Origin of the sequence: Thalassotalea crassostreae, from assembly GCF_001831495.1 — a bacterium.
GTDB classification, from domain to species: Bacteria; Pseudomonadota; Gammaproteobacteria; order Enterobacterales; family Alteromonadaceae; genus Thalassotalea_A; species Thalassotalea_A crassostreae.
Genome location: NZ_CP017689.1, coordinates 1008351 through 1029561, shown reverse-complemented (window position 1 = coordinate 1029561; position 21211 = coordinate 1008351). Strand labels below are relative to the sequence as shown.

The following is a 21211-nucleotide window of genomic DNA, read 5'->3' as shown; positions in this document are numbered from 1 at the left end:
ATAAATATATTGCAAGAATCCTTATAAATGAAAGCGATCGCTATTAATCAGAATAACCCCACGGCGCTGATGGTGGTGTGATTGCTTTGGTCAAATCAAAATCTACGCGAAACTCGCGCCCTTCCCTTACCATTCTGTAGGTAAATTTCTTTGGGTAGATATACATTTGCCAAGTATTGCCCATTGATTGCGGAATGCCTAATTCAACAAACAAGTCCTTTGAAAATTGATCAGCAGGAAATGATTGCACTTGCGGATAGCCCCCGTCAGCAGTATGACCACCGTACATGGTAGATTTATCTGAGCTGCCGTCTTTATGTCGATGATCATGCTTTAGCGATAAACCACTGCCGGTTTTGGTAATTAACCAAGTTCTTGAAGCATCATCGCCTACATGAAAAGGCACCTGCAATTGCTGTTCAGAACACTTTCTCACGTGCATAATCATTGTTTTATTACTAAATGCATCTGATGGTGCATTATCAACGGTTACTTTACCTTGAAAAGCTTTTCCACAGAGCTTTTTGATATTATCGAAAAATTGCTGCTGACTTTGTAATACAGGGACAGTATTGGTTGCTGGAACCGCTTTGGCGAACGAATTTGGAGTTGCTAATAATACTGCCGATATAATGATAAAATTCAATTTTTGCATTGTGTATCCTTGTTGAGGCGTTGTTTTATTATGTACTTTATTGAGCCTTAGCCTGTTGCCAAAGCTGCTCTAAATAGTCGAGTGTAGAAGCTTTTATATCGAGATCATTGTCAGTGTGATGCTGTTCGATAAACTGGAAACGTTTGGTAAATTTACGATTGGCTTGTCTGAGCGTTTGTTCGGGGTCAATTTTTACATGTCGGGCTAAGTTTACTACGGCAAATAGCAAGTCGCCAATTTCTTCACTCAGGTTATCCTGTGGCACCGGCGTTTGCGCCAGCTCATGCTCGACTTCATCAAGCTCTTCTTTAATTTTGTCGACTACATCACTGATATTGTCCCAATCAAATCCAACATGAGCACAACGCTTTTGAATCTTATTTGCCTGTGATAACGCCGGCAAAGATTTAGGAATATCGGTTAAAATCGACGTTTGTTGGTTTTTAACATGACGTTCTTTCGCTTTTTCATCTTCCCAGTTTCGCTTTATTTCTTCATCATTAGCAAATTCTTGATCAGCAAACACATGAGGGTGACGACGGATCAACTTTTCGCAAATAGCACTAACAACCTTGCTAAAATCAAACCGTTGCTCTTCTTCACCTAAGCGTGCATAAAACACCACCTGAAATAATAAATCTCCAAGCTCTTTTTCCAACTCATCAAAATCTTCATTCTCGATAGCTTCTGCCACTTCAAACGCTTCTTCCAATGTATAAGGTACGATTGAAGAATAGTCTTGTTTTAAATCCCATGGGCACCCCTTATTAGGGTCGCGCAATTGGCTCATAATCCAAACAAGCTTTTCAATTGATGCTGGTGCTTGCAACATTTTTGCTTCGTCCTTTCGTTAACTTCTAATACGTTTTATCGAACCGATATCATCAAGTTGATCTATTTTATTAAACAACCTATCGAGTACTTCAGCATTGGCTAACTCAATTTTAAAATTGATAATACTGCTACTATTTTTGTAGTCATTGCGTGAAGACATATCAAGCACATTGACTTTTTCATTGGCGATTATGGTGGTAATATCGCGCAATAATCCTTGACGGTCACCAGCAACAATTTGTATTGAAACCTGATATTTACTGCGTTGGTCTTCGCCCCATTGCACATCGACATAGCGCTCCGGAGTTTGCTTTAAAGCGTTTTGTAATTGTTCACAATCACTACGATGAACCGATATACCTCGCCCCTGAGTAATAAAGCCTTTAATTTGATCACCTGGCACTGGTTGGCAACATTTAGCCATATGAGTCATTAAATTTCCGACACCGGAAACGGTAATGCCGTTTTGATCAGACTTTTGATTTTCCGTTTGTTGGCGAATCACCATCTTAGGATCAACGTCACTTGCTGGCTTATTCTTATCCAATAAAAACTGGATTTGATTTACAATCTGCATCACTCGAGCATGACCGCTGCCAATCGCTGCATATAAATCATCAACGGTTTTTACGTTAAAGCGTTTAAATATTGGTTGTAGATCGACATCCTGCATTTCTTGGCGGGCAAGTTCTGCATCAAGCAACTCTTTACCGGCAATAGTGTTTTTCTCTCTATCTAACAGCCTAAAAAATGCCTGCACTTTAGAGCGAGCTCTAGCGGTATGAATATAACCTAACGACGGATTTAACCAATCTCGGCTCGGGCTCGGTTGTTTGGTCGTTAAAATCTCTAGCTGCTCACCAGTTTTCAATTTATAGGTAAATGGAACGATCCTGCCTGATACTTTTGCACCGATACAACGGTGACCGACATTGGAATGAATGTAGTAAGCAAAATCTAATGGTGTTGAACCATTTGGTAAGTCGATAACATCACCGTTTGGGGTAAACACGTAGATACGATCTTCAAACACTTCATTGCGCAACTCATCCACCAACTCGTCAGAGTTAGATACGTCCTCTTGCCATTGCAGTAACTTTCTTAACCAATTAATCTTTTCATCAAAACCACCTGATTTGCCAGACGCACTGCCTTCTTTATAGCGCCAGTGTGCAGCGACGCCCAACTCAGCATCATCGTGCATTTGCTGGGTACGTATTTGAATTTCGACTGCTTTGCCATCAGGGCCGAGAACTACGGTGTGAATCGATTGATAACCATTAGGTTTAGGTGTAGCTACATAATCATCAAATTCGCTTGGTAAATGTTTCCAATTGGTATGCACAATACCTAAAGCGCTGTAACAATCTTGGAGTTTATCAACCACAATGCGCATCGCTCTGACGTCGAAAAGTTGATCAAACTCTAATGATTTTTTCTGCATCTTTTTCCAGATGCTATAGATATGCTTTGGTCTACCGTAGACCTGTCCTTTAATATTTAAAGCATCAAGTTCACGTTGAATACTGCCGACAAAATCAACCATGTATTGCTCTCGATCGAGGCGTTTTTCATCAAGTAACTTGGCAATTTTTTTATAAGTATCAGGGTGTAAATAGCGGAATGAAATATCTTCGAGTTCCCACTTTAACTGACCTATTCCTAGACGGTTTGCAAGTGGTGCATAGATGGTTGCAGTTTCCTTCGCCGCAAGTACTCTGGTTTCTTCGTCACTATCTTTTACATACCTTAGATTACACACCCGCTCGGCAAGTTTGATAACGACGGCGCGCACATCGGCAACCATGGATAACAACATACGACGTAAATTATCTATTTGACCAGAGGCAAATTTAGTACCTGTCGGTTGTTGTAAAGTGCGAATCGCGTCCATTTGGCTGACGCCATGAACTAATGTATGGATGGCTTTACCATAGTGTTCTTCAATCGCGTCTAACTCGAGTTGTTGATGTTCCACTAATGGCACTAGCATGGCTGCAAGCAATGAATCTTTGTCCATATTTAATCCGGCCAAAATTTCCACCATTTCAAGTGCTTTTTGTTGGCAGGTTAAATGCTGATTAAATAATGCCTGCTGCTCTGACCATAATGATTCTAATGCTAATTTTTTAGTTTCATCTAGGCTTAATTGTGTTAACCAAGATTCAAAATTCTCGGTTGTCATCTGGTGAGACTTTCTCACGGATACCATAACTGTTCCTACAAAACGGTAATTTTATTCAACTGCGAATATCGCAGTGTTATCTAACGGCTTAATACAAGCTTTTTCGTTTAGTAATGCCGACATTTTATTGCGGCTAATCTAATTTTGGCTAACTTACTTTCGAATAACTTAATTTCGAATAAATAGTGCCATAGTTTCTACATGACGGGTCTGACTAAACATATCCATCAAAGATAATTTTTCGAGTTTATAGCCATGCTCAAATAAGATTTTTGCATCTCGAGTCATTGTCGCTGGATCACATGAAATATAGAGTATTAAATTCACATTTAGTTCGACAATATTTTTCACCGCATTAAACGCACCTGCGCGCGCGGGGTCAAGTAATACTTTGTCAATATCGCTATTTAACCAATCAAATCGGTCTTTCTCAACATTTAGATCAGCTTGCAAAAATTCACAATTACTCAATTGATTTAGTTGTGCATTGCTTTGTGCTCTATCAACCATGGCTTGCACACCTTCAACACCAATAACCTTGTTGACCATTTTTGCCATCGGTATAGAAAAATTTCCAAGGCCACAAAATAGATCTAATACCGTATCACTTGCTTCAAGTTGCAAATAATCAATCGCTTGTTCAACCATGGCAATATTTAAATGGCTGTTAACTTGGACAAAATCTGATTCGCTAAACTGCAATTGACTACCACAGATGTCATAGCTAAATAACCCTGGCTTTTGTTTGTTCAAGTCAACTATCGCGTTATCGGTTTGCAATAACAATTGATAGTCTTTACTCGTTGAAAATTTCTCTAACAACGCTAAGTCATGGGCAGTTAATTTAGCAACTTGCCTAAAAATAACGGCAGGTCTTTCAGCATCGATTATTTCAATATGAGATATTGCTCTATGACTGGTAAAATTATCTAAAAGTTCGTGAAAAGCCGAAAATTCGTCGGCAAATATCGACGGTAATAAATGGCATGATTTAACCGGCGTAAGAACGTTTGAGCCCTTTTGACGAAACCCAATGGTTGTCTGGTTAAGTTTATTATACTGCACACCAATTCGAGCTTTTCGACGATAATTCCATTGCTCGCTAATTAGCGGAGCCTGCCATGGCAAATCATTTAAGTCGGCGTTGCGACTAAACAATGTCGCTACTTTTTTTTGTTTATAGGCGATTTGTGCGTCTGAACTCATATGCTGTAAATCACAGCCACCGCACTGATAGAAGTGACGACATTTTGGTTCGACTCTTTGCTCAGATTGTTGGTATATTTTAATGGCTCGGGCACGCAGGTATTTTGACTTTTCTTCGGAGACTTTCGCTTCAACTTTTTCACCAGGCAAAGCACCGCTAATAAACACCGGCTTTTTACCAATACGTGAAACACCATCGCCGTTGATATCCAGCGAGTTTATCTCGACTGTTATCAGACGATTTTGTTGCTTTTTAACCGCTTTCGGTTTATAAAAATTTACCATTATAATTCAAATACTTTTATTAAAAATAAGGCCATATTTGCATAGCGCTACTAAATTGCATATAGATGTGCCATCATTAGATAACATCAATCAAGAATTTTAACACGAATTAGACCTATTATATGATCAAAATAACTATCAAGGACTGGGTTATTTTACTTGCTGTACTACCTACTTTGGTGATCGGCTCGGTATTGGGTGCCTATTTTGCTAATACGCGTATAAATGAACTTGACCAAACTTTGCATTTACAAGCAAAAGCCATTGCCGATCCACTTGCTATTGCTAGTGCTCACCGAATGGAAAACCACGAGTATTTTACCCTAAAAAAACTCATCCAATACGTTCATGTCAGTAACTCTGATTTTATTAAAACGATTTTGCTATTCGATAAAGATAATCGAAACTTACTTAATTCTAGTCCTAAAATTAATCCTCAGGATTACATCTTAAATAATGATGTGCTTCCGGCGAAGGACATTATTATTGACGATAGGCTCAACTACTACGTCATGTACTACCCGATTGAGCTGGAAGTATTAAAAGATAATGGTCTACCAACTGAAAAACTCTACTTTGGTTATTTCGCTCTCGAAGTCGATAAAAGCTTAAACTTATTTAACAAACAGATTGTCATTGTAATCGCTCTAACCACCATATTTTTGGGTGTATTGATCTCCGCATTTTTTGCCAACAAACTTGTGTATATCATTTCGCAACCAGTGAAAGAGATGAACGATATTGTTCTGCAAATTCGTCAAGGGGTTTTGGATTCTCGTATCGACAAGCCATTTGAAGGTGAGCTGGATAATTTGCGTATTGGTATTAACAATATGGCGCAAGCAATCGAAGATTATCAAAAAGACTTAGAAGCAAACATCGATCAAGCGACGTTAGATTTGCGTGAAGCATTAGAACAATTTGAAATTCAAAACGTGCAGCTAAATCTAGCTAAGCGCAAAGCACAAGATGCCAACAGAGTTAAATCTGAGTTTTTAGCTAACATGTCACACGAATTGAGAACCCCACTTAATGGCGTTATTGGTTTTACCCGTCAAGTGCTAAAAACGCCTCTTTCTGAGACTCAACGTGAATATCTCTCTACCATTGATAATTCAGCCAATAATTTATTGGCGATCATCAACGATATTCTCGATTTCTCTAAGCTTGAATCTGGTCATATGACAATCGAACATATCCCTTTTGGTTTCCGTGGTTGTATTGATGAAACCATTACGTTGCTGGCACCTACTGCACACAATAAAAACTTAGAGTTATCTATCAATATTGCACCAAACTTACCGAATTCATTGATTGGTGATTCATTAAGAATTAAGCAAGTGCTACTAAATTTAGTTGGCAACGCAATTAAGTTTACTGACCAAGGTAACATTACTATCGACGTCGATTACGAAGACAAAGGCGATAGTAAAATAGAGGTGATGTTTAATATTACAGATACTGGTATCGGTATTAGTAATGAGCAAAAAGAAAACTTGTTCGAAGCATTCTCTCAAGCAGATAAGTCAATTACGCGATTATACGGCGGTACTGGTTTAGGCCTAGTTATCTGTAAACGTTTAGCACAAGAAATGGATGGTGACATCACTTACACCAGTAAGGTACATCAAGGCACCAGCTTTAACTTTAGTTTTAACGTCGAAATTAATCAGCTGCCCGTAGACAACGTGTCTGAGCCATTTGAACTGGAACACAAACGCATTCTTTATTTAGAGCCAAATGTTCACGCCCGTGATTCTATAGTTGCTCTGTTAGAGCATTGGAACATGAAGGTTACCGTTGCAGGTAACATTGAACAGTTAGTCAAAAGCAAGGATCTGCACAAGTTTGATTTTGCTTTAATTGGTCAAAAAGTAACGACAACCAACATCAATGATATCAAAAATTTAATTAGCTCGTTAAGCGAAAGTGCGAAACGTATCATCGTTGCGATAAACTCGAATTCGTTATCATTACAACAAACGTTTGTTGCTTCTGGTGCAAGAAATTGCATTAGCAAGCCGCTTACTCAAAGCAATTTAACGGAAGCGTTATTAAGTAAAAACCTACAACTAGATGCGCCGAAAGAAAGAGCGACAATCGAGTCACATCGATTACCAATATCGGTTTTAATTGTCGATGACAATGAAGCGAATTTAAAACTGCTTTTCACTTTGATTAGTCAAAAAGTTGAAACCGTAGTACAAGCTACAAATGGTCGTGATGCCCTTAACCTGTGTCATGAACAAAAGTTTGATTTAATTCTTATGGATATCCAGATGCCAGTGATGGATGGTATCACTGCGATGAAACAAATTAATAGCAATAGCCTCAATATCGACACTAAGATTATTGCCGTCACTGCACATGCATTAGCGGGTGAGAAAGAGAAATTGATCAAATCCGGCTTTAACGGTTATATGGCAAAGCCAATTGATGAGTCTATTCTTGAACATATTATTTATGAACATGCCGGCGTTGAACATATTGCCAGCAAAAACGAATTAGTTACGCCTCAAAAAGAACATTCATTTAATGGTATTTTTGATTGGCAATTAGCGATGCAACGTAGTGGAAATAACCAAGGTTTAGCGTTTGAAATGTTAGGAATGCTAATTCGCACGCTGCCAGAAACAGCGGAATCTTTGGCCCATGACATTAAACAAAGTGATGCAGCGACAGTTGCAAGTATTTTACATAAACTCAATGGCGCATGCTGCTATGTTGGAGTACCTCGACTCGAAAAAATCGCATTTTCACTAGAAACACAATTAAAACAAGGCGAGTTATTAGACGCCTTAGAGCCTGAGTTTTTTGAACTATTTGATGAAATAGACACGGTATTAAATAGCGTTGAAGATTTTATGAGTGAAGTAAGAACTGTGTCAGTTTAGGTTTAGCTTCAAATAGATAAAGCTGGTTTATTTCAATATCGATTATGCCGACAGCACCACAAAAGCTAACGCATAATGCTTTTCGTCAGACAAACTTAAATGAAAATATTTCGCGCCAAGCTGCTTGGCAATTTCCAAAGCCCTACCCGTCAACAATAATTCAGGTTTACCTGACGCTAAATTTTTAATCTCAAAATGTTGAAACGATACGCCATCAGCGATGCCAGTACCTAATGCTTTTGACGCTGCTTCTTTTGCAGCCCATCGTTTCGCTAGAAAACTATGCTGTTGTTTAATCGATTGATAGCGTTTCATTTCACTTTCACATAGCACTCGTTTTGCTAGGCGAGCAAGCGCGCCATCACTCATATTGGCAATGCGGCTTATTTCAACAATATCGTTTCCAATTCCAACAACAGACATAGTTCAATACTTCCTTAATAACTAGCCTTGACGAGCTTCGATCATCAGACGTTTCATATCGCGTACCGCCTTGTCTAAACCGTCAATCGCCGCACGAGCGATAATAGAATGACCAATATTTAATTCGATGATCTCCTTTATCGCAGCGATAGGCTTAACGTTAAAATAATTTAGCCCATGACCAGCATTTACTTTTAAACCGATTGAGTGCGCGTATTTAATACCTTGGGTTAATCGTTCGAGCTCAGCAAGCTGTTCGGATTCATTTTCTGCATCCGCGTAACATCCTGTGTGAATTTCGATATAAGGCGCGCCCGTTTTTTTCGCAGCATCAATCTGAGTGATATCAGCATCAATAAACAAGCTAACTTGAATATTATTTTCTGCTAATTGACTAACAGCTGCGCTAATTTTGTCTACTTGACCAGCAACATCAAGGCCACCTTCAGTAGTTAACTCTTCGCGTTTTTCAGGTACTAAACAACAAAATACAGGTTTAATACGACAAGCGATTGCCAGCATTTCATCGGTTACCGCCATCTCAAGATTCATTCTCGATTGAATGGTATGGGCCATCACTTCAACGTCTCTATCATTGATGTGACGGCGGTCTTCGCGTAAGTGTATGGTAATACCGTCAGCACCGGCATGCTCAGCAACACTAGCAGCATGGGCAGGATCAGGAAATGTCGTGCCACGGGCTTGGCGAATAGTGGCAATGTGGTCAACATTAACACCTAGTAAAATATCACTCATAATTGTTCCAGTTCTCGATAAAAGATAAACATGTTAGTTATTTTTAAATTTATTACTAAAAAGCTTACGACTATTTAGCGGCTTATTCCCTAAGTAACCTTGTAAGACTTGGCGCATTAATCGCTTAAACGTTAATAATACGTCTGCCTGATAAAAATTACCATCTCCAATCATGCGCAAATGCTCGGTATTATAAGCTGGCGTTTTACCAGCAAAATTAGCTAATACAAAGCCTTGTTCCGGTAGATAGTAATGACAATCAAAATGCGGCTCGCGTATATCATAGGTATTGGGATTTTGATTTTGTTGTAGATCTAAAATGGAAAAGTCTAACGATAATCCAAGTTCGGTTAACAAGGTTAATTCGAATTGTCTTAAGATGGGTTCTATTTGTTCTTTGTTAGCGAGCTGATTGATTGAGGTTTGATAGAACTCAAATAAGGATTCCAACTCGATGTTTTCAGGTAACAACCGAACCATCAGCTCATTAAGGTAAAATCCACTAAACAAATAGTCACTTTCTAAAGGCAGAGATTTTTCAGCATTTTCAACTTTTGATAAATTTTTGAGAGCACCATTACCTTTAAGTTCAACATCAAGTTTTGCAAACGGTTGTAATAGGCCTTTTTTATTTGCCGACTTACCTTTACTGCCGCCTTTACCAACATACACCACGGCGCTTACATGGCCATTTTCTTCAGTGAGTAAATTAACCAATAAGCGATTATCTCGATAAGGCCTTGAATGGAGTAAATAGGCCTTTTGCAGGTTAAGTTCAGATGTTATTGCCATAAATTGAATAAGCTATATTGAATGAGCGATTAAACAGCTTAGCCGGAATAATCATCTCCATAGCCTAACGACCGCAATGCACGTTCATCATCAGCCCAGCCCGACTTAACTTTAACCCAAGTTTCTAAAAAAACTTGGCGTTCAAATAACTCTTCTAAATCTCGTCGCGCTTCGCGTCCTATGACTTTTAGCTTTTCACCTTTATTGCCAATAATCATGCGTTTTTGCGAATTACGTTCGACTAAAATCAAAGCATTGATATGAATAATGCCCTTTTGGTCAGATTTAAACTGTTCAATTTCAACTGTTGTTGAATAAGGTAATTCATCGCCAGTAAAGCGAATTAATTTCTCACGAACAATCTCAGCCGCCATAAAGCGTGATGAACGATCAGTAATATGATCCTCAGGAAACCAAAAATCACTTTCAGGGAGGTTTTGCAAACATATCTCGCGTATCTTATCGACTTTATCGCCTTTAGTTGCACTAATAGGCACAATCTCTTTGAAGTCGTGCATAGCAGCAATTTTTTGCAAATGCGGTAGTAACTGTTCTTTATCTTGAACATTATCAATTTTGTTAACACACAAAATTGCCGGTCGACCTGAGTTCTTAATTTTATTCAACACCATCTCATCATCACTAGTCCAATTTGTTCCTTCGACGATAAAGATAATTAGCTCAACTTCAGCAATAGAACTACTAGCAGCACGATTCATCAATCGGTTGATTGCGCGCTTTTCTTCCTGATGTAGACCAGGAGTATCAACCAAAACCGCTTGGCGATTTTCTTCAGTTAAAATACCTAAAATACGATGGCGTGTTGTTTGTGGCTTACGGGAGGTGATTGATATTTTCTGACCAAGCAAAGCGTTCAACAATGTTGATTTACCAACATTAGGACGACCAACTAAAGCCACCAAACCACAGTAATTATTTGACATTAAGTAACTCCAATGCTTTTTCAGCAGCCGCTTGCTCAGCTTTACGGCGAGAGGTTCCATTAGTAATAATAGGTTCTTTAAGCGAGTCTACTACACAACTAACGGTGAATTCTTGATTATGAGCTTGCCCTGTTGTGTTGACCACGTCGTACATCGGCAATGGCTTTTTTCTACCTTGCAGGTATTCTTGTAAACGAGTTTTAGGATCTTTTTGAGAGTGACCGGGCTGAATCTTTTTGATACGACTTTCAAACCAAGAGAGTACTTTCTTACGGGTACAAATCATATCTGAATCAAGGAAAATAGCGCCAATAATAGCTTCTACTGCATCTTCTAAGATTGAATCACGATGATAGCCACCGCTTTTTAACTCCCCAGGACCAAGAATTAAATAATCACTTAAATTAAATTCACGACCAATTTCTGCAAGTGTCACGCCACGAACTAAAGTCGAACGCATACGTGTTAATTCGCCTTCACTCGATTTCGGAAATTTTTCGAACAATGCACGAGCGATCACATAACCAAGAATGGAATCTCCTAGAAATTCCAAGCGTTCATAATTATCGCCCTTTGCACTTCGGTGTGTTAACGCTTGCGTTAATAATTTTTGATTAACGAATTGATAACCAAGCTGTTTCTGTAATCTCGTCAAGTTACTATTAGGCAATTAATGGATCCCACCAATTCGATTAAAACGTATACCCGTTGGCACCCATTTAGGTAGAAAAGATTGTTCATCTCTCTCGAATTCAAAACTCATCCAAATTGCAACCGCTTCACCAACTAAATGATCTTCAGGAACAAATCCCCAAAAACGACTATCAAGACTACTATCGCGATTATCGCCCATCATCATGTATTGACCTTCAGGTACCAACCATTCACCGTTTGTCATGCCAGGCTGTTTAAAGAAACGATTCGACTGTGAATATTGTTGTTGGTTAATTAATATCGGATGCTTTTTACCTAACATATCGGCGGTATATTTTGTTAATGGCATACCGCGAGAAGTATCCTCACCCAAGACTTCAAACTTGGTCAAAATCTGTTGTCTCTTCGGACAAGTTTCCTTGGTGTCGATACATGCAGGCTGAATATATAGCGTTTTGTTGTGATAAGTAATTCGGTCACCAGGTAATCCGACAACTCGCTTAATATAATCTTGTTGAGGATTTTCTGGGTACTTAAAGACCACGACATCACCACGTTCCGGAGAACCATTTTCCCAAAACTTGTTACGTGCTACAGGCTCACGCAAACCATAATTAAACTTATTCACCAAAATAAAATCGCCATCATACAATGTCGGCATCATCGAACCTGATGGGATTTGAAACGGTTCCCATAAAAATGAACGCAGAATTAAAACAAAGGCAATTACCGGAAATATTTGTACCGCAGTATCAACCGCAGCACTCGGCGTCATAATTTTTTCGATGGCATTTTGCTCAAGAGGCTGTGAACATTGAGCTTGTGTCGCTTCCAAGTTTGCTCGGCGCACCGGCGCCCATTTAAACTTATCAATGAAGTACACGATGCCAGTGACAAAGGTAACAACAACTAAAATTATCGAGAAATAAGTAGCCATAGATTAATATTATTTTCCTAGTTTTAAAACTGCTAAAAACGCTTCTTGAGGTACTTCAACATTACCTACTTGTTTCATGCGTTTTTTACCTTCTTTTTGTTTTTGTAATAGTTTCTTCTTACGAGAAATATCACCACCATAACATTTTGCGATAACGTTCTTGCGAAGCTGCTTAACCGTTGTACGAGCAATAACGTTGTTACCAATCGCTGCTTGAATCGCCACGTCAAACATTTGACGGTGGATAAGCTCTTTCAATTTGTCAACCAGTTGACGGCCACGAGAAACTGAATTTGCGCGGTGAGTGATCATCGCTAACGCGTCGACTCTATCACCATTAATTAGTACATCAACTCGAACCATGTCAGATTGCTCGAAACGGACAAAGTTATAATCTAATGACGCGTAACCACGACTTGTCGATTTAAGTTTGTCAAAAAAGTCCATTACCACTTCGGCCATCGGTAGTTCATATTTAACCGCTACTTGCTTGCCGTGATAGGTCAAACTCTTTTGTACTCCACGCTTTTCAATACATAAAGTAATAACATTACCTAAATGTTCCTGTGGTACTAAGATGTTTGCTTCGACAATTGGTTCCCTAATTTCTTCAATTTCATTAACAGCAGGCAACTCACCAGGGTTATCAATGCTTAATAAAGTTCCGTTTGTACATAAAATCTCATAGTTAACAGTTGGCGCTGTCGCAATTAAATCGAGGTCATATTCTCGAGCTAAACGCTCTTGAATAATTTCCATGTGCAACATACCTAGGAAACCACAACGGAAACCAAAACCTAATGCACCAGAGCTTTCTGGCTCGAAAAATAATGAGGCATCATTTAAAGATAATTTGTTCAACGCATCTCGGAAGTTTTCAAAATCATCAGAACTGATTGGAAAAATACCAGCATAAACCTGTGGTTTAACGGTTTGAAATCCTGGCAATTGTTCAGTAGCAGGGTCTTTAGTAAGCGTCAATGTATCACCAACTGGCGCACCATGAATTTCTTTAATGCCGGCAATAATGAAACCAACTTCGCCAGTTTTTAACACACCAGTGTCTGTTTGTTTCGGAGTGAAAATACCAACTTTATCGATGATGTGAGTTTGTCCTGTAGACATAACTGTCATCTTGTCGCCTTTTCGAATTTCACCGTGCATAACTCGCACTAATGAAACAACGCCTTGATAATTATCAAACCATGAATCGATAATTAGCGCTTGTAACTTGTCGTCTTTATTACCAACTGGCGGTGGAACATTAGCAACGATGCTTTCTAAAACATCTTCAATGCCAATACCGGTTTTCGCTGAACATTGCACAGCATCAGTAGCATCGATTCCGATAATGTCTTCAATCTCTTCTGCAACACGATCAGGATCAGCCTGCGGTAAATCAATTTTGTTTAAAATTGGTACCACTTCTAGATCCATTTCGATGGCGGTATAACAGTTTGCTAATGTTTGTGCTTCAACACCTTGACCTGCATCTACCACCAATAAAGCCCCTTCACAGGCAGCAAGAGAACGTGATACTTCATAAGAAAAGTCAACATGACCAGGAGTGTCGATAAAATTTAACTGATAAGTTTCGCCATCTTTTGCGGTGTAATCAAGCGTCACACTTTGAGCTTTGATGGTAATACCACGTTCACGTTCGATATCCATTGAATCGAGAACTTGGGCTTCCATTTCGCGGGCTTGAAGACCGCCACAATGTTGAATTAATCGATCTGACAGCGTTGATTTACCATGGTCGATGTGGGCGATAATTGAGAAATTTCGAATGTGCTTCATATAAGGAGCTTTCACTGATAAAAAATTAAATAAAATATTGCGCTGATTTTAGCTAATTTAGCGCCGTTTTCCTATCTATTTAGTAAGTTTATCAATGATAAAAGAGGAATTAATGTAACAATGAATGTTTTCGTTGCTTTAAATAGCTTATAAAACTTCGGTAATTGAGATCTGATTGTCACATTTACGAATTAAGGCTGGCTGTAATTGACGTTGGCGTCCGCTGCTATTTTGGCGCTTTTTAGCAACTAAAAAGCCAATCACTGCAGCAAACATAGCAAAGATAATGGCATATACCTCACTCCAGCCTAATTGTTCCACCAAATACAGCTGAGCAAAACTTGCCGCGATTAACATCGCAATAAGCGGTAACATATAGACTTCAAAGGCTGCTGTGAGTAGATCTTTATCTTGCACACCAATCACCACTTCATCGCCAATCGCTAGTTTAATATCGGTGGTAATCTCTGTGGTTAATCTTTTTTGTGGAAAGGCTTTTGCCACTTGACCACTGCCACAATCGTCCTGTTGAGAACAACTATGGCAAGTAGATTTCAATTGGCTTTGCAAGGTAACTTGTGAACCATTAATGGCGACTACCCTGGCGGTTTCTTCTATCATGTGCGTGTAACAGGCCTTAACTTAAGGATTCGTAAATACGACTGACTCAGCTATTGTCATCGCTGTATTTGCGGGGATTTTACCAACAACGGTAATTTCAAATCCACCTTTTAGCATCGATAATAACACAGTAGCGCCTGTTTGATTTAAATGTGGCTGCCTTGGTGCTTCATTACTTGCATTTACATAAATTGAAACATCAACTAATCCATCGTTAAACAATAAAGATTCTGTTGGTATTGCCGTGCCACCAATGATTTGTCTATTGGCAGTAATTTGTTCAAAGCCCTGAGGCAACCAATTTACTTTCCAATTTAACGCCGGTTGCTGCTCAACGTCTGTTAATGGCATAGGCACATTTGCACCAACCAATTGAGTTAAGACTTCATTTGGTTGCTCACTGATTTGAAGATCAGTAAATTGAATTTGTTCTAAAATTTCACCTTTTCGCGAAATAATAGCAATTTTTAAAAGCAAACCACTTTCAATATCGAGCCATAACCAATAACCATGGCGTTGTTTATCTTTAGACTGTAAACGAATCAGTGTAGCAGGACGACCTAGAATTCTGTTTTTTCCCACTTGTACAAAATCATAGCTCAAGCTCAATTTTTCGATATCGCCAAATAATGCAGGAGGAATTGGTCCACTAATGTGCTCACTTGTGACCGAAAAAGGAGGTTTATTCGGTTCCAAGTAACTGACTTTATTATTTACTCGTATTGCTTCGTTGCGAGGACCGTTCAATAGCGTGATTAATTCAAGCTCTTGTTCTTCAATATTGCCATGCACCCAACGATAAGGTTCGGCTCGATTATTACGGACAACAACGAAAGAAGTATTAAAGTTTAATGTTCTCATTGCATGAGAAAGTCTCATTAACCATTGCTTCTCGGTTGCTTTAACTGCAGGAGTATCTAATTGCGGTTGAGTATTTTCTTCCGCAGAAGATAAAAAAGATACTGACAATAACGAAATTATCAGTATCACAGAGAGGATTTTATTGTTCATTCGGTTGCTTAATTTGCTCAGCTTTGCCTTTTGCTTTTAGTTTAATTTGCATTTCATGGTCAGCTAATAGACTTTGCATGCGTTGCTGGCGCTCAATCATCACTTTACGTGAATCAGATTCACTTTGTTGAGGGAAGTTATAACTAACAGGGTCAGCAAAACCGGCCACTGGTAGAGGTTGCCATACTTGTGATGGTACCATTTGTTCACCATCATCTGTATTAGCTTGCTGTACACCTAAAACCATTAATCCAGCAGCAGAAGCAGCAATTGCCATTTGCCCTACAGGCTTAACAAAATTTACGACCTTAGCCTTAACTCGATTAACAACTGAATTACTCATTTTAGGAGCAAATACGGTTGGTTCTTGCGCAATAGCTTCGGCTATATTTACGCTTAAATCTATATTAGCGAAATCACTGCGTTCATCACGCATTATATCGCCAATTAGATGATATCGACCATAAGCATCACTAAGTTCATCGTTTTGCTTTACATCTTTCAACAAAGCGACATTATGATCTTGATCATCAACTAATGACGATAGTTGTTCGAACTTCTTTTCATTCATATTTGTTACTCACACAACGAGATTATTCTGCTGTTATTATTAAAATTATACATTTACCAATTTATACCCGGCCTTTTACTACTTCTGTAAAAGAGGCCTTATTTTCTTATCTACGGCATCTCGCGCTCTAAAAATACGCGATCTTACCGTACCTACAGGGCAGTCCATTACCGTAGCAATTTCTTCATAACTCAAGCCTTCTAGTTCCCTCAGGTTAATTGCCGTACGCAATTCTTGGGGTAACTGTTCGATTGTATCGAAGACCATTTGACGAATTTCGTCGGTTAATAATAATCGTTCTGGTGATGCGTTTTCACGCAACGCCTCTCCGCTATCATAAAACTCTGCATCTTCAACTTCAATATCACTACCGGGTGGCTTCCTTGAGCTCGCCATTAAATGATTTTTTGCGGTATTTACCGCGATTCGATACAGCCAGGTATAGAACGCACTGTCACCTCTAAAATTAGCAAGAGCCCGATACGCTTTAATAAACGCTTCTTGAGTGACATCTGCAACATCTGCTTGGTTTTTGACATAGCGCGATACTAAATTCATTACTTTTTGCTGATACTTTTTTACTAACAGGTTAAAGGCTTCTTTATCACCCTTTTGCACCTGTTCCACCAACATCTGATCAACATTTTGCTTGCTCATTCGAGCCGATACTCCTAGACAAAAACTTTATTTTTTTCAAACAACTCAGGGCAAACACATAAGATAGGACTAGGCATTATCTAAAAAGTTCGCGAAAAGCTAAAAAAAATAAAAATAACTTAAAAAATAGCAATATTTATCAACAAACCACTTACTCAAAGTAGTAAAACTATAGTCTATATAATAGTTTAGTGACTCTACATTGGTATTCACCTAAAAGTAAGTTAAAATTCTCATATTATCGAACTATGTGATTTACAGATGTTCACTAACTATTCAAAGATTAACTGAGTTTCTACCTCTTATGAAGAAGCAACATAATTGTGATGTAATGATTGTTGGTAGTGGTGCGGCGGGTTTAACGTTAGCATTAAAGCTAGCAAATTATGCCGATGTTATCATCCTTAGCAAGGCATCAATCAATGAAGGCTCTACCTATTATGCGCAAGGCGGTATTGCCGCAGTATTTGATGAAAATGATTCAATCGATGCTCATGTTGAGGACACTTTAGTTGCTGGCAATGGCCTTTGCGATGAAGATGTTGTGCGTTTCACCGCCGAAAATGCCAAAGAGTCGATGCAATGGTTGATTTCTCAAGGCGTTAACTTTGATCAAGAGACAGATAATCAAGGTGAAACAAAGTTTCACTTAACCCGCGAAGGCGGGCACAGTCATCGTCGCATATTGCACGCCGCCGATGCTACCGGACGAGCTGTGCAAACAACACTTGCACAACGGGTAAAACAGCACAGTCGTATACGAGTATTTGAACGCTTTAATGTTATCGACTTAATTAAGTCAACTGATCAAAGCAACGAGCGCTGTATCGGCGCTTATGTTTGGAATCGAAACAGCGAAAAAGTTGAAGCCGTCCATGCCAAGAAAACAATACTTGCCACAGGCGGAGCCAGTAAAGTTTATCAATATACTTCTAATCCAGATATTGCTAGTGGCGACGGCATTGCAATGGCGTGGCGTGCCGGTTGTCGCGTGGCGAACATGGAGTTCAACCAATTTCATCCTACTTGCCTTTTCCATCCTCAAGCTGGTACGTTTTTATTAACCGAAGCGTTACGTGGTGAAGGTGCGATATTACGCCGTCCTGATGGCAGTCGATTTATGCCCGAATTTGATGAACGAGCTGAACTAGCACCTCGCGACGTTGTCGCTCGCGCTATCGATTTTGAGATGAAACGATTGGGTGCCGACTGTATGTTTCTTGATATTAGCCACAAAGATGCAGACTTTATCAAACAACATTTCCCGACCATTTATGAAAAAACGAGTAAGCTTGGCATTGATATGACCAAGGAGCCTTTACCGGTTGTGCCTGCCGCACATTATACTTGTGGCGGTGTTATGGTTAGTGAAAATGGAGAAACCGACCTTGCTAATTTATATGCCATAGGTGAAGTAAGTTACACTGGTCTACATGGTGCGAACCGTATGGCAAGTAACTCATTGCTGGAATGTTTTGTTTATGCTCGCTCGGCAGCGAAACACATCATTGACACGATAGACAGCAAACAAAAAATTATCCGCATTCCAAATTGGGATGAATCACGAGTAACCGATTCAGATGAAGAAGTTGTCATTCAACATAACTGGCACGAATTAAGATTATTTATGTGGGATTATGTTGGCATTGTTAGAACCACTAAACGTTTGCAAAGAGCACTTAATCGAGTTCATTTATTGCAGTCCGAAATACAAGAATATTACAGACACTTTAAAGTCAGTAATAACTTATTAGAGCTACGTAATTTAGTGCAAGTCGCTGAGCTTATCATTCTTAGTGCCCTTGAGCGAAAAGAAAGTCGAGGTTTACATTACACCCTTGATTACCCTGAACAGCTTGAAAAAACCAAGCCAACCATACTCATTAAGCCTGAGCATAATGAGAAGTCATAAGTAAATAATAACGATTAGAAATAATAGTGGTTAAAAAGAATAGCTAATTGATTCCTACCTCTTAGCTGTTACGCCCCTCTTTGAGTCGAACTAATTATACGACAAAGCCGCCGAAAATTTTGTTCAGATAGCGAATCTTTAAAGATAAATTTAATCACTCTTTCACTCTTCACCGGTTCTGCAGAAACACAGTTTGCAGCAATAGCGATATCATTGACCGCGGTTAAATCAAGTCGACATACAAACGGCATCACTTGCGAACTAGGCAATAACTTATAGTGTCGAACGCTCGCCAAACTTAACACTCCTGCCGATGAGAGCAGTATCGCCTTGTCACTGAACTGCCTCCCTGTTAAATCAAATTGTAAACACAACAAATAAATCGCCGAAGCGCTAATAATGGCAATTGCCAATAGTTTAAAATAGGATAGGTCTAAACTGAGATTAAAAAAGATTAGGATAAAAGCAAAGAAACTGAGCCCCGAAAGTATTAACGGAACTCTGTTGGCATCTAACGATTTGGTTAAACGAAGGTTATACTTTAACTCGGTTGAGTATAAGCTGCACCATAGTGTTGAGTTCTTCATCCTTGCATTCCTCATGCCCCATAAACCAAGCAAAAAGTTCAGGATCGTCACCTTCTAGTAATCTCTCGAAAATTGCTTTTTGTTTGTCAGTTAAACTATCCCATACTTCATCAACAAATGGCATAAATAACACATCGAGTTCGAGCATACCGCGACGACAAGCCCAACGTATTCTTGCTTTATAATTAGAAACCGACATTAATCTTCCAATAGAGTTATTAAAAAACGTTATTGTAACCGTTCAAATCCTTGCTGACTAGCAAGTTTATTAGCAACTTTGCACTGTAGTTTTATTACTGTTCAAGAAATTTAGGGCGACAAATACAATAACTAATACTTCATTTTTAAGGCTGCTATTAACTTCCATACGAATCACGATTTAATAGTGAAATATATTTAAGCTTGGCACTTGATCTTTTAGCAGTTCGCCCCTACTTATTGTTTATAGCTAAAATCATATGCCTAACACCGTATATTCAAACACGCATACTAAAACATAGTAGAATAATATGAATCTTAAAAGTGCCTTACCAAATGCTGTCAATCTGCCACAAAGCTACGCTATTAAAGTAGATAATATTTCTGCTATTAGTGTGGTAGGTGAAGAACAAGACTCTTACCTGCAAGGTCAATTAACCTGTGACCTTGAGCAGTTAAAAGTTAAACCATTACTTAACGGTAGTCATTGTGATGCTAAGGGAAAGCTGTTTTCATCATTTCGTTTAATACGTCACAATAATGCTAATTTATTAATTTCGGCAACGGATGCGATGCAAGCTTCAATGAAAGAACTGCAAAAATTTGGAGTCTTCGCCAAAGTTGAAATCACAGCGGCTGAAGTGAGCTTTTTAGCATTAACGGGCAGTGAATCAGAAGATACTTTAAAACAACGATACCAGGCTTTACCTGACTCGTTTACACCTGTAGTAAGTCAAGGAGGTGTTTCAATTGCCTATATCTCTGGTGTTAAAGATTTTTATCTTGTTATCGCCAGCGATGAGGAAATTGAAGAACTGTCATCGTCTCTTACGTTAGATATATACACAAGCGAGGTTTGGGTCCTTAATGAAATACAATCAGGTTTTCCACACTTAGGCGAAAATAGCATTCGCGAATACGTACCGCAAATGTTAAATATGCAACACTTGAATGGCATCAGCTTTACTAAAGGCTGTTACCTCGGGCAAGAAACAGTTGCTCGAATGAAATACTTAGGTAAAAACAAGAAAGCGCTGTTTGCGTTAAAATCGAACACCAACGAAACCCCTAACAGTTTGTCTACACTAGAAAAGCAAGTCGGAGAAAATTGGCGCCGCGGCGGTGAAATAATTTGTCATTACGTAAGCGATGACGGTGAAGTTTATCTTCAAGCAGTACTTGCAAATGACACCGAAGAAGACGCAGTGCTGCGTCTAAAAGATAATCCAGATATTGAATTTAATTTGCTATCATTACCTTATTCTCTTGAAGCAGAGTAAAACATTTTA

The 21211-nt window shown here is 39.0% G+C and carries 19 protein-coding genes; 3 read left to right on the top strand and 16 right to left on the bottom strand.

The window, feature by feature from the left end; translation table 11 throughout:
• Positions 1 to 43: 43 nt before the first annotated feature.
• From LT090_RS04570 to rlmD, 4 genes are all read right to left on the bottom strand, one after another.
• Positions 44 to 655: a hypothetical protein gene (locus tag LT090_RS04570; RefSeq protein ID WP_068546746.1), complete on the bottom strand. Its 612-nt coding sequence runs from the start codon at positions 653 to 655 to the stop codon at positions 44 to 46.
• 37 nt (positions 656 to 692) lie between these two features.
• Positions 693 to 1487, bottom strand: a complete 795-nt coding sequence (gene mazG, locus LT090_RS04565) for a nucleoside triphosphate pyrophosphohydrolase (protein ID WP_068546745.1) — start codon at positions 1485 to 1487, stop codon at positions 693 to 695.
• Between the two features lie 18 nt (positions 1488 to 1505).
• Positions 1506 to 3701: a GTP diphosphokinase gene (relA, locus tag LT090_RS04560; protein WP_068546744.1), complete on the bottom strand. Its 2196-nt coding sequence runs from the start codon at positions 3699 to 3701 to the stop codon at positions 1506 to 1508.
• A 141-nt stretch (positions 3702 to 3842) separates the two neighbouring features.
• Positions 3843 to 5165 (bottom strand): 23S rRNA (uracil(1939)-C(5))-methyltransferase RlmD, encoded by a 1323-nt coding sequence (gene rlmD, locus LT090_RS04555; RefSeq protein WP_068546743.1) that lies wholly within the window; start codon positions 5163 to 5165, stop codon positions 3843 to 3845.
• 122 nt (positions 5166 to 5287) lie between these two features.
• Between rlmD and barA the strand changes: the two genes are divergently transcribed.
• Complete coding sequence (gene barA, locus LT090_RS04550; RefSeq protein WP_068546742.1) at positions 5288 to 8059, top strand: two-component sensor histidine kinase BarA; 2772 nt, start codon at positions 5288 to 5290, stop codon at positions 8057 to 8059.
• A 42-nt stretch (positions 8060 to 8101) separates the two neighbouring features.
• Here the strand turns inward: barA and acpS are convergent, their stop codons facing one another.
• The 11 genes from acpS to rpoE all read right to left on the bottom strand — a co-directional run bounded on the left by acpS (position 8102) and on the right by rpoE (position 17225).
• The gene (gene acpS / locus LT090_RS04545) at positions 8102 to 8482 is read right to left on the bottom strand and encodes a holo-ACP synthase (protein WP_068546741.1); all 381 of its coding nucleotides are present in this window, start codon (positions 8480 to 8482) and stop codon (positions 8102 to 8104) included.
• A 21-nt stretch (positions 8483 to 8503) separates the two neighbouring features.
• Positions 8504 to 9238, bottom strand: a complete 735-nt coding sequence (gene pdxJ / locus LT090_RS04540; RefSeq protein ID WP_068546740.1) for a pyridoxine 5'-phosphate synthase — start codon at positions 9236 to 9238, stop codon at positions 8504 to 8506.
• Between the two features lie 33 nt (positions 9239 to 9271).
• Positions 9272 to 10030 carry a DNA repair protein RecO gene (recO, locus tag LT090_RS04535; protein ID WP_068546739.1) on the bottom strand — a complete coding sequence of 253 codons (759 nt, stop codon included), beginning with the start codon at positions 10028 to 10030 and terminating at the stop codon, positions 9272 to 9274.
• 38 nt (positions 10031 to 10068) lie between these two features.
• A complete protein-coding gene (gene era / locus LT090_RS04530; RefSeq protein WP_068546738.1) occupies positions 10069 to 10974 on the bottom strand; it encodes a GTPase Era in 906 nt (301 codons plus the stop codon).
• Complete coding sequence (gene rnc, locus LT090_RS04525) at positions 10964 to 11644, bottom strand: ribonuclease III (RefSeq protein ID WP_068546737.1); 681 nt, start codon at positions 11642 to 11644, stop codon at positions 10964 to 10966. Before rnc ends, era begins: the two co-directional genes overlap by 11 nt.
• Positions 11645 to 12565, bottom strand: coding sequence for a signal peptidase I (lepB, locus tag LT090_RS04520; RefSeq protein WP_068546736.1), 921 nt, complete (start codon positions 12563 to 12565; stop codon positions 11645 to 11647). It abuts the gene before it with no gap.
• A 9-nt stretch (positions 12566 to 12574) separates the two neighbouring features.
• Entirely contained in the window at positions 12575 to 14365 is a 1791-nt protein-coding gene (gene lepA / locus LT090_RS04515) for a translation elongation factor 4 (protein WP_068546735.1), read from the bottom strand.
• A 147-nt stretch (positions 14366 to 14512) separates the two neighbouring features.
• Complete coding sequence (locus LT090_RS04510) at positions 14513 to 14986, bottom strand: SoxR reducing system RseC family protein (protein ID WP_068546734.1); 474 nt, start codon at positions 14984 to 14986, stop codon at positions 14513 to 14515.
• A gap of 21 nt (positions 14987 to 15007) precedes the next feature.
• A complete protein-coding gene (locus LT090_RS04505) occupies positions 15008 to 15997 on the bottom strand; it encodes a MucB/RseB C-terminal domain-containing protein (RefSeq protein ID WP_068546733.1) in 990 nt (329 codons plus the stop codon).
• Positions 15987 to 16568: a sigma-E factor negative regulatory protein gene (locus LT090_RS04500; RefSeq protein WP_068546732.1), complete on the bottom strand. Its 582-nt coding sequence runs from the start codon at positions 16566 to 16568 to the stop codon at positions 15987 to 15989. Before LT090_RS04500 ends, LT090_RS04505 begins: the two co-directional genes overlap by 11 nt.
• Positions 16569 to 16646: 78 nt before the next feature.
• Positions 16647 to 17225 (bottom strand): RNA polymerase sigma factor RpoE, encoded by a 579-nt coding sequence (rpoE, locus tag LT090_RS04495; RefSeq protein ID WP_068546731.1) that lies wholly within the window; start codon positions 17223 to 17225, stop codon positions 16647 to 16649.
• Positions 17226 to 17529: 304 nt separating this feature from the next.
• Between rpoE and nadB the strand changes: the two genes are divergently transcribed.
• A complete protein-coding gene (gene nadB / locus LT090_RS04490) occupies positions 17530 to 19137 on the top strand; it encodes an L-aspartate oxidase (RefSeq protein WP_068546730.1) in 1608 nt (535 codons plus the stop codon).
• A gap of 534 nt (positions 19138 to 19671) precedes the next feature.
• Here nadB and LT090_RS04480 read toward each other — a convergent pair.
• Positions 19672 to 19923: an FAD assembly factor SdhE gene (locus LT090_RS04480; RefSeq protein WP_068546729.1), complete on the bottom strand. Its 252-nt coding sequence runs from the start codon at positions 19921 to 19923 to the stop codon at positions 19672 to 19674.
• A gap of 310 nt (positions 19924 to 20233) precedes the next feature.
• On the opposite strand from LT090_RS04480, the gene ygfZ reads away from it, so the two are divergent.
• The gene (gene ygfZ / locus LT090_RS04475) at positions 20234 to 21202 is read left to right on the top strand and encodes a tRNA-modifying protein YgfZ (protein ID WP_068546728.1); all 969 of its coding nucleotides are present in this window, start codon (positions 20234 to 20236) and stop codon (positions 21200 to 21202) included.
• Positions 21203 to 21211 lie beyond the last annotated feature (9 nt).